Origin of the sequence: Virgibacillus subterraneus, from assembly GCF_900110695.1 — a bacterium.
GTDB classification, from domain to species: Bacteria; Bacillota; Bacilli; order Bacillales; family Amphibacillaceae; genus Lentibacillus; species Lentibacillus subterraneus.
The window spans coordinates 515,602-529,172 of record NZ_FOEH01000001.1; the positions used below are offsets into that span (position 1 = coordinate 515,602).

Sequence of the window (13,571 nt, forward strand, 5' to 3'; positions counted from 1 at the left end):
TGATTGGTTAATATAATTTATAAAAACAACTTCTATTCTAGCTTCCGACAACTCTTCATTTCTGTTAGAACAGACCATATAACTAATAAACCCGAGTAACTTACTTTAGAAAATTTGACTTTTCGCCAAGCCTTATTGGCGAAAGCCTTAGTTGCACTTATGCAGTAAGAAAGGATTTATACTTTCTTATCTGCCTAAAAATACAAGAACTTCATATTTTTTGATTAAATTTTAAAATGTAAAAATGAATAGGCGTGGTGATTAAATGGCTGAATTATCAATCTCTCATTTAGAGACATTAACATTAAAGGATGTATATGCTCTAGCACGAGAGCACAAGGTTTCTTATTATTCAAAACTGACAAAAAAAGAACTTATTTTTGCTATACTTAAAGCTCAAGCTGAAAAAGATGGCTACTTATTTATGGATGGAGTACTGGAGATTATTACATCGGAAGGGTTCGGTTTCTTACGGCCAATCAACTATTCTGCAAGCGCAGAAGACATTTATATCTCTGCATCTCAGATTCGCCGCTTTGACCTAAGAAACGGCGATAAAGTATCTGGAAAGGTACGCCCACCAAAAGAAAATGAACGTTATTATGGACTTTTGCATGTTGATGCTGTGAATGGCGAAGATCCTGAAACCTCAAAGGAACGTGTGCATTTTCCTGCTTTAACAGCACTGTATCCTGATCGATTTATGCAGTTGGAAAAGAACACGAAAAGTCTTTCTACCCGGATTATAGATCTGATGACACCAGTTGGCTTCGGACAGCGTGGTTTAATTGTAGCACCACCAAAAGCTGGTAAAACTGTACTATTAAAAGAAATAGCAAACAGTATCTCAGCAAATCATCCAGATGCAAAACTAATTATTCTGCTAGTGGACGAGCGTCCTGAAGAAGTTACAGATATCGAACGCTCGGTACATTCAGATGTTGATGTAGTTAGTTCAACATTTGATGAAGGTCCAGAAAGCCATATTAAGGTTTCTGAGCTCGTCTTAGAACGAGCAATGCGATTAGTTGAACATAAACGTGATGTAATTGTATTAATGGACAGTATTACGCGTTTGGCACGTGCATATAACCTTGTCATTCCGCCAAGCGGGAGAACACTCTCAGGTGGTATTGACCCGGCTGCATTCCATCGTCCTAAACGGTTCTTTGGTGCGGCACGTAATATTGAAGAGGGTGGAAGCTTTACGATTCTGGCAACGGCTCTGGTTGATACAGGGTCACGGATGGACGATGTTATTTATGAGGAATTTAAAGGAACAGGTAATATGGAACTGCATCTTGACCGCAGCCTGGCTGAGCGTCGGATTTTCCCGGCAATCGATATTTTAAAATCAGGCACACGAAAAGAAGAACTGCTTGTCTCCAAAGAGCACTTGGATAAAATATGGGCTATCCGAAAAACGATGCAGGATTCACATAACTTCCTTGATCGCTTCCTGAAACGATTAAGATCGTCGAAGAATAATATGGAATTTTTCCAGCAAATGGACGAAGAAATGAGCCGTAAAGGTATTAAGAAGTAAACTTGTCTTAAGGAAGTTTTTGCTATTGCAATCGATACTATAGACTGTTATAATCTTTTTATGTGAGTTTAGATAAGGTATCGTACCTATGACGGCTCTTGCAATAAACTCTGTTCCAAAGGACTCAGGGCAAAAAGGAGTGGAAAGACATGAAAAAAGATATTCATCCAGAATACAGAAAAGTTGTGTTTCTTGATACAAGCTCAGATTTTAAATTTATGAGTGGCTCAACACAAAACTCAGAAGAAACAATTGAATGGGAAGATGGTAACACATATCCATTGATCCGTGTTGAAATCAGTTCAGATTCACACCCGTTCTACACAGGTAAACAAAAAGCTGACAAAGTTGGCGGACGTGTAGACCGATTCAAGAAAAAATATAAAATGAACTAAGAGGCTGAAAGAGCTGGGGAATCATATATATTGCACATAGTTTGCTAATTAATTATGATTTGTATCTCCAGTTCTGAAGCTGGATTGATAAAAGGCTGGATAGATTCAGTCAAAAGTAGAAACAGGCAAAATGTCTTACCTTTGCCTGTTTTTTTACTTCCATTTTTAAACTACGGTTCAGAAATGTGGGATAGGATAACCTAATATTAGAAAACTTGGCATATCGCCAAGCTTTAGTTGCACTTATGCTATACTTTCTTAACTGCCAATCAATATTTGTCGAAATAAATGTTAAACAATAATATAAATACATATCGAAAACACGTTGAAGGGAGATCCCGCATATGTACATTATGAAACAAAGTGGCTGGGTAGAAGTCATCTGTGGCAGTATGTTTTCTGGTAAATCAGAAGAATTAATACGCCGCGTTCGTCGTGCAACATACGGCAACTTATCTGTACGCGTTTTTAAGCCAGCGATTGATGATCGTTTTGCCGATGATTCAGTTGTAACACATAACGGCACATCGGCTATCGCACGCCCTGTCAAAAACTCGGATGAAATTCTGGAAGATATCGATAATGAAGTGGATGTCATCGGTATTGACGAAGTCCAATTTTTTGACGATAATATTACAGCAGTAGCTGATGAATTGGCGAATAAAGGTATTCGTGTAATTACAGCTGGCTTGGATACCGACTTTCGTGGTGAACCATTTGGACCGATGCCAAAATTAATGGCGCTGAGTGAATCAGTATCCAAGCTTAATGCTATTTGCCCAATTTGCGGATCACCTGCAAGCCGAACCCAACGCTTAATTGATGGTAAGCCGGCATCATATGACGACCCGGTAATCATGGTAGGTGCATCTGAATCATATGAACCAAGATGCCGCCATCATCATGAAGTCCCAAACAAACCCAAAAATGAAGTAGTAAAAACCCTATCAAAACTATCCAAGTAAAAGAGTGCATTAGCGCTCTTTTTTTGATTAGAGAGTGAAGGATTTCTGGATTTAGCTTTTTTTGGCCAAAAAAACTGAATGATTGCAAGTGAGTACTGAATCAGGTATAGCAAATACTGAATCAACGGCAACGAATACTGAATCAACACGCAACAGTTGCGCCCCAGATCCCACAAATAGAAAGAGCTTCTGCAAGGCAGAAAATCACCATATAAAAAGTAAACTTTGACCTCCTCACGGGAGTATACTATAATTATACTGTTAATTAGAAAGAGGTGACCGTGATGTTAGATCGTATACAATCATTGGAGAATCGTTATAATAAGCTTAATGAACTACTTAGTGATCCGGATATTATAAGTGATACGAACAAATTACGAGAGTATTCGAAGGAACAATCAGGTCTTGAGGAAATTATTCTGGTATATCGTGAATATAAAGATAAAATGTCGCAGTTAGACGATGCGAAGGCTATGCTTGAAGATGACCTTGATGGCGAAATGAATGATATGGTTAAAATGGAAATTGAGGAATTAAAAGAAAATACAGAATCACTTGAAGAGAAGCTGAAAATTCTTCTTCTGCCAAAAGATCCTAATGATGATAAGAACGTTATTATGGAAATTCGTGGTGCTGCCGGCGGTGATGAGGCTGCGTTATTTGCAGGTGACCTTTATCGCATGTATTCTAAATATGCCGAGATGCAGGGATGGAAGATAGATGTAATTGAGGCTAGTTCCACTGGAGTTGGCGGATATAAGGAAATTATTTTCATGATAAATGGTACTGGAGCATACTCCAAGTTGAAATATGAAAATGGTGCACACCGAGTCCAGCGTGTTCCGGAAACAGAATCTGGCGGCAGGATTCATACATCAACGGCAACTGTAGCCGTACTGCCTGAGACAGAAGATGTCGAAATTGATATTCATGAGAAAGATATTCGTGTGGACACATTTGCATCAAGTGGCCCTGGTGGACAAAGTGTTAACACAACAATGTCCGCTGTTCGTTTGACCCATGATCCAACAGGTGTTGTTGTATCATGTCAAGATGAAAAATCACAGATTAAAAACAAGGAAAAAGCGATGAAAGTTTTGCGTGCACGTATTTATGATAAATTCCAGCGTGAGGCACAAGCTGAGTATGATGAAAATAGAAAATCAGCTGTAGGTACAGGAGATCGTTCGGAACGTATTCGTACGTATAATTTCCCGCAAACTCGTGTTACCGATCACCGCATTGGTTTAACGATTCAGAAGCTTGACCAGGTATTAGAAGGCAAGTTAGATGACTTCATTGATGCAATGTTAGTTGAAGAACAAACCAAAAAATTAGAGCAAATTGGTGAATAATATGGAAAAAGAATCCAAGCAGCATGAAGTCCTCCAATGGGCTTCTCTTTTTTTAAAAAAACATAATCGCGAAGAAAAAGCTGCCGATCTGCTGCTGCAGCATTTCCTCCAAGTATCTAGATCTGATTTTTTCACGATGATGCGTGATCCTGTTCCAGAAAAAATCACAGCGCAATTTCAAGATGCTATAAAAGTTCACGCAGAAACCGGCATTCCAATCCAGCATATTATTGGATACGAAGAATTCTACAGCAGACAATTTAGTGTGAACGAGCATACACTTATCCCAAGGCCTGAAACAGAAGAGCTTGTCCAGCAAGTTATCCAAACTACACCAAACGAGCCTCTCACAATTGTCGATATTGGAACAGGTAGCGGAATTATTGCTGTAACACTGGCGCTTGAGCTCCCTCGAGCAACAGTTTATGCTACTGACATTTCACAAGATGCGCTATCTGTTGCACGTCAAAATGCCAAACAATTGGGTGCGGACGTCACATTTCTGCAAGGCGACTTTTTAACACCCCTTATCGGAAAAAAGATAGATGTTATTGTTTCGAATCCACCATATATTGCACATCAGGATAAAGCCGGCCTTGTTGACACAGTGAAAAAATTTGACCCGGAGCTTGCTCTCTTTGCTGATGAGAATGGGTTAGCCTCATATAGACAAATCATAGAAGATCTTCCTCACGTCATAAATGGTCATGCAGATATTTTTTTCGAAATTGGTGATAGACAAGGTGAAGCTGTTCGAGCTCTTTTATCCGAACAATTTCCAACAAGTAACGTACAAATCATTAAAGACATTAATAAAAAGGACCGCATTATCCAAGCCCATTTAAAAAAATAATAGATTACTAGTTTAAAAAAATAGTCCCCTGCCCATACTGTTTGTAAATCAGATGGAGGGGGATCATAACGATGAAGAAACTAGTAATTTCGGCAATTATATTTATTATTATTATATTATCAATGCCAGTTAAGGGAACAAGTGATGAATCACATTCCGATTCCAACATTAAAGTTATACCGGATGAGGCAATTCGGTTACGCATTCTAGCAAACAGTGATAATGATGAAGATCAGCAATTGAAACGAATGGTCCGCGATGAGGTCAATGCTGTTATTTCCGAATGGGTTAAGGAGATAACCGATATCAATCAAGCGAGAGATTTGATTGATGCACGTACCCCAGAAATTGAAGCAATTGTAGCGGATGTTCTTAAACGGGAAAATATTGAGCAAGATTATCATGTAGAATATGGAACAAATGTTACATTTCCAGCAAAATTATATGGAAATTTCCTATATCCACCAGGTGAGTACGAAGCTGTTTTAATAACGCTTGGTCAAGGTAAAGGTTCTAATTGGTGGTGTGTTCTATTTCCACCATTATGCTTCTTGGACTTTTCTAATGGAACGAGTGTTGCCAGTGCAAGTAGTGATGAAGAAGTAGATGACAAAGCGTTAGCTGAAGAAGATGATGAACAAGCTGAAGTAAAGTTTTTTCTTTTTGAATGGTTTGGCTGGTCATAGACTTTATAGTTTTTGCATAGGATATATAGAAAACTTGGCTTATCGCCAAGATCTAATGGCGAAAGCCTTAGTTATACTATCAAAAATAATAGAGGTGAAAAAAATGAAATTAATCGCAGCAAACCAGTCATCTCAGGAAAAACTGGAAAGCTTTTTAACAAGTAATGATAACGTGGAACAAGATTTACTGAAGAAAAAAGGCTATATTGTGGAAATTGATAATAATATTGAAGGGTGCTTTATATTAGATTCCATCGATGATGATATATACTGGTTGAAGCAGCTTTATATTACGAAAGACTATGCAAAATCAATACCTGTTTTACTGGAAGCTATTCTAGCAATGGCAAAAGAAAAACAAGCGAAGAAAGTATTTGTCCACAGCCATCAGCCAATGGTCGATATTTTATTAGAAGCATTACAGTTTTATCCACAGAAAGAAAACATTTTAGTGGATAAACACCCAATCGATAAAGGTAGTTGGTGGACTTATAACGTATCTTAAGCACATATCCACAGTTATACACAGACCCTTGTGTATAAGGTGTTTAAAAACTGTGGATTTTAAATATAACTTATTAACAATCCCCCGTTAATAAGGCATAATTTGTGGATAGTCTGTGGAAAATCTCCAACAGGCTATTTTTATGTGCGTTTTTAATAGATTCTTGTTAACAAAAATCAATCAACTGTGAAGTAATGTGGAAAAATACTTAAGTGCTGCGACAACGCTGCGGAAATACACTTCGCGCGACTTAGGGCGGCTGGCATCTAAGCACTCAACATCATTGGAACGATAAAAAGCAGTACAAAAGAAATATTTCACTATGCCGCAGTTTATATCTAATTCCAAAGACTAAAAACATCAATCTTTACTTAAAGAGCTATTTTTTTGCCAAAAAAACCACCATCGACTAAAATTAACGTTAGAAAAGAGGCTCAACGATGATTCAAACAAAACGATGGAATGTACAAACAAATAAAATGGCAATTTCAGAAGCTGCGGCCCTATTAGAAGACGGTCAAACAGTAGCTTTTCCAACTGAAACAGTTTATGGATTAGGGGCAGATGCGACCAATAACACTGCTGTGTCAAAAATTTTTGAGGCAAAAGGGCGGCCTGAAGATAATCCGTTAATCGCCCATGTTGCCACTAAAGAGCAATTAAACAGTCTGGTAAGCTCGTTATCACCAATTGCAGAAAAGCTAATTGATGCATTCACACCTGGCCCGGTAACATTCGTTTTGCCAAGTAATGGGACGTGCGCAGAAAATGTAACTGCAGGGTTATCCACAATTGGTGTTCGAATACCAGATCACCCAGTTGCGAACAAGTTACTGAAAGAATGCGGTATACCAATTGCCGCTCCGAGCGCGAATGTTTCCGGAAAGCCAAGTCCAACAACAGCAGACCATGTATGGGAAGACTTAAATGGGAAAATCGCCGGACTAGTTGATGGAGGATCAACTGGGGTTGGTGTTGAATCGACAGTTATCGACTGTACACAGGAACTGCCAATTATCCTTAGACCAGGTGGTATAACAAAAGAGCAGCTTGAGCAGGTAGTAGGTAAGGTTATGCTTGATCCGGCACTGGCGAACGCATCCGAGAAGCCAAAAGCCCCTGGAATGAAATATCGACATTATGCACCAGAAGTACCTATGTGGCTAGTAGCGGGGTCACCCGATAGAATGCAGGAAGTAATAAATCGTGAACGAGCTCAACAGAATCGAGTTGGTGTCATGGCAAGTACTGCTACGGCTCAGAAACTGGAGGCCGATCAAATTATTCCGCTTGGCTTTGAATTAAAAGAAATTGCTGCAAATCTTTATGATGCCTTGCGTGAGTTTAAGGATGGGAATATAGATTTAATTTTATGTGAAACATTTCCAGAGACAAATATTGGGGAGGCGGTTATGAATCGATTGAAAAAAGCATCCTCGGCTCATCTGTAAGATTAACATCACATATTTTCACTCGGACATGCATATAGTTTAATAGCATATCCGAGGAGGATGGAGGATGTCGGTATATCAGATTGGGGAAATAGTATCCCTCTTGTTTATGGCAATTGCATTGGGAATGGACGCATTTTCTGTTAGCTTAGGCATGGGGATGCAGCAAGTCAGGTTAAAGCGTATAGCATTAATTGGACTCATAATCGGGTTATTTCACATCATAATGCCGTTTATCGGTATTTTGTTAGGACAAGCAATATCCACACAAATTGGGCAATTCACAACACTTATCGGAGGCCTTTTACTAGTTGGTATAGGTGCGCAAATGGTATTTTCAGCATTTAATCATGATACGAAAAAAATTGTACAACCAGTTGGTATTGGACTATTGTTTTTTGCCATAAGTGTAAGCCTTGATAGCTTTTCAGTTGGATTAAGCTTAGGGATGTCTGGAGTAAAAACAATGATAGCACTTATGCTATTTGGTATTGTTAGTACCGTTCTGACTTGGGCAGGAATGATTTTAGGGAAAAAAGTACACGGATTGCTCGGTGTATACAGTGAAATTTTAGGTGGCAGTATCCTTTGTGGTTTCGGTCTAAATATTTTATTTGGATAAGGATTAATTTGCTTGATTTTCTGCAATTGCAGGAGATCTTTTTTTTTATGGGAAATTGTTTGCAAGGTTGTAGTATACCTTTAGTGATTTTAATCATCATGTAAAAGTGTCTGACAATCTCCTTTATTCTATGGTATAGTTTGAATGTGGATTTATATAATCGGAGGTATCCATATGAAGATATTGTTCGTTTGTACAGGAAATACATGTCGAAGTCCAATGGCAGAATCGTTAATTAAACATAAAATGCCTGATATTCAGGTGCAGTCTGCTGGAATTTTTGCAGGAAAGAATCAACGTCCGAATAACTATGCAATCCAAGCACTGTTAGATCGCGGAATTACATTGGACACTAAATCACAACCAGTAACAGATAAGCTTTTACATTCATCAGACTTAGTAATTACAATGACGACGCAGCATAAGCAATCGTTAATATTGCAGCATCCCAATTTTCAGGACAAATATTTCACACTAAAAGAATATGTATCAGAAGCGGATAAGAAAGTATGGAACGAACTTAAAAAGGCCTATGCCGAATTTGAAGAAAAACGATCCCAGTTCATTCATGAAAATCAGCATGAGCTTAAAAATCATCAACTAGAAGAAGAGCTTACAAAACATCTACAAGATGATATCGAACACATTCAAAAACTGGAGGCCAACTTAATTAACTATGATATTTCCGATCCGTTCGGTGGTGACTTAAAAACATATCAGGACACCTTAAGAGAACTGGAAAAGTATATTGATTTATTGCATAAAAAAATTAACAATTCGAACACTTAAAATATGGAAAGATATAATGCATAATAAAAATAAGACATCTACAATAGGAGAAGGAGAGATGGGTAATGAAAGTTATTTTAACAGCAGACCATGCAGGCATGACAATACGCAGCGAAGTAAAAAATCTGTTGGAAGAAATGAGTATTGAATACGAAGACACTGGCTGTTCATGCGAGACATCAGTCGATTATCCGGATTATTCATTGCCGGCGGCTGAACGTGTTGCCAGCGGTGAATTTGATCGAGGTATCTTTATTTGCGGGACAGGGATTGGCATGTCGATTTCGGCAAATAAGGTGAAAGGAATACGGTGTGCATTGACACATGATGTTTATAGTGCGAAATTAACTCGCCAGCACAATGACTCCAATATCCTTGCAATGGGTGAACGAGTAATTGGCCCTGGTCTGGCTCGCGAAATTGCTAAAATATGGCTTGAAACTGAATTTGATGGTGGGCGCCACGCAAATCGTATCGGAAAAATCACATCATACGAAGATAAATAAAGTCTCCTAAAACAGGATGGTGATTTATGATGACGGATTTAATACAGCGAGTCGAGCGTGATGTGGAAGCTATCGTTTCACAATGGATTGAAAGTGACCATCTTAAGAAGGGCGATTTATTTGTAATTGGCTGTTCAACAAGTGAAGTCGCTGGCTCGCATATAGGTACATCCGGGAGTGAGGAGATTGCTTCAGTTATTTTTAAAGCGTTAAAAAGGCTAAAGCAGCAAATTGGTGTTCAGCTCGTTTTCCAATGCTGTGAACATTTGAATCGAGCCTTAGTCGTTGAAAAAGAAACGATGCTACAGCAGCACCTTGAGGAAGTTTCCGTTATCCCAGTGCGAAAAGCAGGTGGATCAATGGCAACGTTTGCCTATAAGAATATGGTTGATCCAGTAGTTGTTGAAACGATTCAGGCAAACAGTGGAATGGATATAGGAGAAACTATGATTGGCATGCACTTAAGGCAAGTAGCTGTCCCGCTCCGTTTTGAACAACGGATGATTGGTGATGCAAGGGTGACAACTGCACGCACACGACCAAAATTAATCGGCGGAAAGCGTGCAGTATATGAAGATATAGAATTAAATAATCGTTGCACTTAATTACATAAGGGGGAAGTATAATGGAACATGTTAAACAAGCAGATAATGAATTATTTAACGCAATTCAAGCAGAAAAAACACGGCAGCAGGAGAAAATTGAGCTAATCGCATCTGAAAACTTTGTATCTGAAGCAGTTATGCAAGCAATGGGTTCCGTGCTAACTAATAAATATGCAGAAGGTTATCCAGGTAAACGCTACTATGGTGGCTGTGAGCATGTTGATGTAGTAGAAAATTTGGCGCGTGATCGTGCAAAAAAATTGTTTGATGCAGAACATGCTAATGTACAGCCTCATTCTGGTGCACAAGCAAATATGGCAGTCTATTTTACTGCATTAGAACCAGGCGATACTGTTTTAGGAATGAATCTTAACCATGGCGGTCACCTAACACATGGTAGCCCAGTTAATTTCAGTGGTAAGCTTTATAACTTCGTTGACTATGGTGTCGATAAGGAAACTGAGCAGCTTGACTATGATGCTGTTTTAGAACACGCAAAAGAAGTACAGCCAAAGATGATTGTTGCCGGGGCTAGTGCATATTCACGTGAAATTGATTTTGGCAAATTCCGCGAAATTGCAGATGCCGTAGATGCATATCTTATGGTTGATATGGCACATATCGCTGGTCTAGTCGCTTCCGGATTACATTCTAGTCCTGTTCCATATGCAGATTTTGTCACAACAACTACACATAAAACATTGCGTGGCCCACGTGGCGGAATGATTCTTTGTAAAGAAGAATACGCGAAGAAAATCGACAAGTCCGTGTTTCCAGGTATGCAGGGTGGACCATTAATGCATGTGATTGCTGCAAAAGCAACATCATTTAAAGAAGCATTATCAGACGATTTTAAATCATACTCCAAGCAGGTCATTGAAAACGCAAAAACTATGGGTGAAGCACTGAAGAACGAAGGAGTACGTGTTGTTTCTGGTGGAACAGATAATCATTTATTGTTACTCGACGTTACTCCACTGGAACTTACAGGTAAGGTCGCTGAAAAAGTACTGGATGAAATTGGTATTACTACGAATAAAAATACAATTCCATTTGATACGGAGAGTCCATTCGTAACAAGTGGCGTCCGCATCGGAACCGCTGCTATCACAACACGCGGCTTTGCAAAAGCAGAAATGAAAGAAATCGCATCAATTATTTCATTCACATTAAAAAATCATGAAGATGAAGTTAAATTAAGTGAAGCTGCAGATCGCGTTAAAGCGTTAACTGGCAAGTTTCCACTATACGCATAACTAATCAGGATGTTCCTTTTTGAGGAGCATCCCTTTTTGGTTAAAGTTTAACGGTTCACTTGAAAGCTTGTCCTTTTTTCAGTACAATTTTAAAGATGCAACTATTAATAAGGAGTGATCGGCAAAATGGGAAATGTATTCGTACTGGATCATCCGTTAATTCAACATAAGTTAACGTACATAAGAGAAAAGTCTACAGGAACAAAAGAATTTCGTGAGCTTGTTGACGAGGTTGCAATGTTAATGGCCTTTGAAATCACAAGAAATCTTCCGCTGCAGGATAAAACGATCAATACACCAGTGATGGAAACACAAACGAAAGTATTAGCTGGTAAAAAGATTGGTCTTATACCAATTCTTCGTGCTGGTCTTGGAATGGTTGACGGCGTATTGAAGCTAATTCCAGCAGCAAAAGTTGGTCATGTTGGTTTATACCGCGATCCAGAAACACTGAAACCGGTGGAGTATTACATTAAACTTCCATCGGATATAGAAGAGCGTGAATTAATAGTTATTGACCCAATGCTTGCTACTGGCGGATCAGCAAATGATGCGATTCATTCCTTAAAAAAACGTGGTGCTAAGCAAATCCGTTTAATGTGTCTAATTGCTGCACCTGAAGGTGTGGAAGTAATTAAAGAAGAGCATCCGGATGTTGATATTTACCTTGGAGCTCTTGATGAAAAGTTAGATGATAAAGGCTATATAAGACCAGGCCTTGGTGATGCTGGAGACCGTCTGTTTGGTACAAAATAAGTTTAAGGTGGAAATATAATGAGTAGACGTATTAAAGTCATGACAATATTTGGAACGAGGCCAGAAGCAATCAAAATGGCACCGCTTGTTCTTGAATTGAAGAAGCGCCCAGATGAATTTGAGCCAATTGTTACTGTAACTGCACAGCATCGGGAAATGCTCGACCAAGTGCTGGATATTTTTGAAATTACACCTGATTTCGATTTAAATATTATGAAACAAAAACAGTCATTGGCACAAATCACAACACGAGCACTTGAAGGCTTGGACGAGGTAATGAAAGAAACCAAACCAGATATTGTGCTTGTCCATGGCGATACGACTACAACATTTGCTGCTTCCCTTGCTGGTTACTACAATCAGATTGCAGTTGGGCATGTTGAAGCAGGCTTACGTACGTGGGATAAATATTCACCATATCCAGAGGAAATGAATCGCCAGTTAACAGGTGTTATGGCTGATTTGCATTTTGCACCAACCGATAGATCAATGCAAAACCTATTGGAGGAAAATAAACCATACGACAGTATTTTTGTAACAGGAAATACAGCAATAGATGCATTGAAAACGACGGTTGACGATGCGTATTCAAGCCCAATCATTGATGCACTTGGAGACAAGCGATTAGTTCTTATGACAGCCCATCGGCGCGAGAACCTTGGTAATAATATGGAGCAAATGTTCCGGGCCATTAAGCGGCTCGTCGAAACACATGATGACGTTCAGGTTGTCTACCCAGTCCATTTGAATCCAGTTGTCCAGAAGACCGCAAATGGTATCTTAGGTGATGATGGTCGCATTCAATTAATTGAGCCACTTGGTGTTGTTGACTTTCATAACTTTGCAGCCAGGTCCCATTTAATTATGACCGATTCAGGCGGGGTACAGGAGGAAGCTCCATCATTGGGTGTACCTGTCCTCGTTCTGCGTGATACAACCGAGCGACCTGAAGGTATTGACGCGGGAACATTAAAATTAGCAGGGACCGATGAAGATACAATTTTTGACCTAGCTAATGAATTGCTGAGTGATGACGAGGCTCATCTAAAAATGGCTAAAGCGTCCAATCCATATGGTGACGGAGAGGCTTCAAGAAAAATAGCCGACGCGATAGTAGGATATTTCAATAGTTAGTTGATAAAAATCCAGCCTTGGCGCTGGGTTTTTTTCGTCGAAATGCTACTAGAAATGTCTAAGTGAATGAGCAATACACCGTGTTTTTTCACTCTACTCGATTTATTTCCCATGTATGAATCTTCCTCTTTTGCCAAATGATAAATA

At 39.1% G+C, this 13,571-nt stretch carries 15 protein-coding genes; all 15 read left to right on the forward strand.

The window, feature by feature from the left end:
• Nucleotides 1-265: 265 nt before the first annotated feature.
• The 15 genes from rho to wecB all read left to right on the forward strand — a co-directional run bounded on the left by rho (nt 266) and on the right by wecB (nt 13,424).
• Nucleotides 266-1,546: a transcription termination factor Rho gene (rho, locus tag BMY13_RS02475; protein ID WP_092491438.1), complete on the forward strand. Its 1,281-nt coding sequence runs from the start codon at nt 266-268 to the stop codon at nt 1,544-1,546.
• A 149-nt stretch (nt 1,547-1,695) separates the two neighbouring features.
• The gene (locus BMY13_RS02480) at nt 1,696-1,941 is read left to right on the forward strand and encodes a type B 50S ribosomal protein L31 (RefSeq protein ID WP_092491439.1); all 246 of its coding nucleotides are present in this window, start codon (nt 1,696-1,698) and stop codon (nt 1,939-1,941) included.
• Nucleotides 1,942-2,285: 344 nt separating this feature from the next.
• The gene (locus tag BMY13_RS02485) at nt 2,286-2,906 is read left to right on the forward strand and encodes a thymidine kinase (RefSeq protein WP_092491440.1); all 621 of its coding nucleotides are present in this window, start codon (nt 2,286-2,288) and stop codon (nt 2,904-2,906) included.
• A gap of 284 nt (nt 2,907-3,190) precedes the next feature.
• Complete coding sequence (prfA, locus tag BMY13_RS02490) at nt 3,191-4,261, forward strand: peptide chain release factor 1 (RefSeq protein WP_092502254.1); 1,071 nt, start codon at nt 3,191-3,193, stop codon at nt 4,259-4,261.
• A 1-nt stretch (nt 4,262) separates the two neighbouring features.
• Complete coding sequence (gene prmC, locus BMY13_RS02495; RefSeq protein WP_092502256.1) at nt 4,263-5,114, forward strand: peptide chain release factor N(5)-glutamine methyltransferase; 852 nt, start codon at nt 4,263-4,265, stop codon at nt 5,112-5,114.
• A gap of 71 nt (nt 5,115-5,185) precedes the next feature.
• A complete protein-coding gene (spoIIR, locus tag BMY13_RS02500) occupies nt 5,186-5,800 on the forward strand; it encodes a stage II sporulation protein R (RefSeq protein WP_092491443.1) in 615 nt (204 codons plus the stop codon).
• A gap of 103 nt (nt 5,801-5,903) precedes the next feature.
• Nucleotides 5,904-6,305, forward strand: coding sequence for a GNAT family N-acetyltransferase (locus BMY13_RS02505; RefSeq protein WP_092502258.1), 402 nt, complete (start codon nt 5,904-5,906; stop codon nt 6,303-6,305).
• A gap of 443 nt (nt 6,306-6,748) precedes the next feature.
• Nucleotides 6,749-7,756 (forward strand): L-threonylcarbamoyladenylate synthase, encoded by a 1,008-nt coding sequence (locus tag BMY13_RS02510; protein ID WP_483887701.1) that lies wholly within the window; start codon nt 6,749-6,751, stop codon nt 7,754-7,756.
• Nucleotides 7,757-7,823: 67 nt separating this feature from the next.
• On the forward strand, nt 7,824-8,378 hold the full coding sequence (locus tag BMY13_RS02515) for a manganese efflux pump MntP (RefSeq protein WP_092491445.1): 555 nt from the start codon (nt 7,824-7,826) through the stop codon (nt 8,376-8,378).
• Nucleotides 8,379-8,552: 174 nt separating this feature from the next.
• Nucleotides 8,553-9,167, forward strand: a complete 615-nt coding sequence (locus BMY13_RS02520) for a low molecular weight protein arginine phosphatase (RefSeq protein ID WP_092502262.1) — start codon at nt 8,553-8,555, stop codon at nt 9,165-9,167.
• 65 nt (nt 9,168-9,232) lie between these two features.
• The gene (rpiB, locus tag BMY13_RS02525; protein ID WP_092502264.1) at nt 9,233-9,673 is read left to right on the forward strand and encodes a ribose 5-phosphate isomerase B; all 441 of its coding nucleotides are present in this window, start codon (nt 9,233-9,235) and stop codon (nt 9,671-9,673) included.
• 29 nt (nt 9,674-9,702) lie between these two features.
• A complete protein-coding gene (locus BMY13_RS02530) occupies nt 9,703-10,278 on the forward strand; it encodes a TIGR01440 family protein (protein WP_092503401.1) in 576 nt (191 codons plus the stop codon).
• 20 nt (nt 10,279-10,298) lie between these two features.
• Entirely contained in the window at nt 10,299-11,534 is a 1,236-nt protein-coding gene (locus tag BMY13_RS02535) for a serine hydroxymethyltransferase (RefSeq protein ID WP_092502266.1), read from the forward strand.
• A 126-nt stretch (nt 11,535-11,660) separates the two neighbouring features.
• On the forward strand, nt 11,661-12,290 hold the full coding sequence (gene upp, locus BMY13_RS02540; RefSeq protein ID WP_092491449.1) for a uracil phosphoribosyltransferase: 630 nt from the start codon (nt 11,661-11,663) through the stop codon (nt 12,288-12,290).
• Nucleotides 12,291-12,308: 18 nt separating this feature from the next.
• Nucleotides 12,309-13,424, forward strand: a complete 1,116-nt coding sequence (wecB, locus tag BMY13_RS02545; RefSeq protein ID WP_092502268.1) for a non-hydrolyzing UDP-N-acetylglucosamine 2-epimerase — start codon at nt 12,309-12,311, stop codon at nt 13,422-13,424.
• The last annotated feature ends 147 nt before the right edge of the window (nt 13,425-13,571 follow it).

What these genes read in the sequence shown, in the direction of transcription:
- rho (WP_092491438.1), top strand. Translation starts at nt 266, where the DNA reads ATGGCTGAATTATCAATCTCTCATTTAGAGACATTAACATTAAAGGAT.
- BMY13_RS02480 (WP_092491439.1), top strand. Translation starts at nt 1,696, where the DNA reads ATGAAAAAAGATATTCATCCAGAATACAGAAAAGTTGTGTTTCTTGAT.
- BMY13_RS02485 (WP_092491440.1), top strand. Translation starts at nt 2,286, where the DNA reads ATGTACATTATGAAACAAAGTGGCTGGGTAGAAGTCATCTGTGGCAGT.
- prfA (WP_092502254.1), top strand. Translation starts at nt 3,191, where the DNA reads ATGTTAGATCGTATACAATCATTGGAGAATCGTTATAATAAGCTTAAT.
- prmC (WP_092502256.1), top strand. Translation starts at nt 4,263, where the DNA reads ATGGAAAAAGAATCCAAGCAGCATGAAGTCCTCCAATGGGCTTCTCTT.
- spoIIR (WP_092491443.1), top strand. Translation starts at nt 5,186, where the DNA reads ATGAAGAAACTAGTAATTTCGGCAATTATATTTATTATTATTATATTA.
- BMY13_RS02505 (WP_092502258.1), top strand. Translation starts at nt 5,904, where the DNA reads ATGAAATTAATCGCAGCAAACCAGTCATCTCAGGAAAAACTGGAAAGC.
- BMY13_RS02515 (WP_092491445.1), top strand. Translation starts at nt 7,824, where the DNA reads ATGTCGGTATATCAGATTGGGGAAATAGTATCCCTCTTGTTTATGGCA.
- BMY13_RS02520 (WP_092502262.1), top strand. Translation starts at nt 8,553, where the DNA reads ATGAAGATATTGTTCGTTTGTACAGGAAATACATGTCGAAGTCCAATG.
- rpiB (WP_092502264.1), top strand. Translation starts at nt 9,233, where the DNA reads ATGAAAGTTATTTTAACAGCAGACCATGCAGGCATGACAATACGCAGC.
- BMY13_RS02530 (WP_092503401.1), top strand. Translation starts at nt 9,703, where the DNA reads ATGACGGATTTAATACAGCGAGTCGAGCGTGATGTGGAAGCTATCGTT.
- BMY13_RS02535 (WP_092502266.1), top strand. Translation starts at nt 10,299, where the DNA reads ATGGAACATGTTAAACAAGCAGATAATGAATTATTTAACGCAATTCAA.
- upp (WP_092491449.1), top strand. Translation starts at nt 11,661, where the DNA reads ATGGGAAATGTATTCGTACTGGATCATCCGTTAATTCAACATAAGTTA.
- wecB (WP_092502268.1), top strand. Translation starts at nt 12,309, where the DNA reads ATGAGTAGACGTATTAAAGTCATGACAATATTTGGAACGAGGCCAGAA.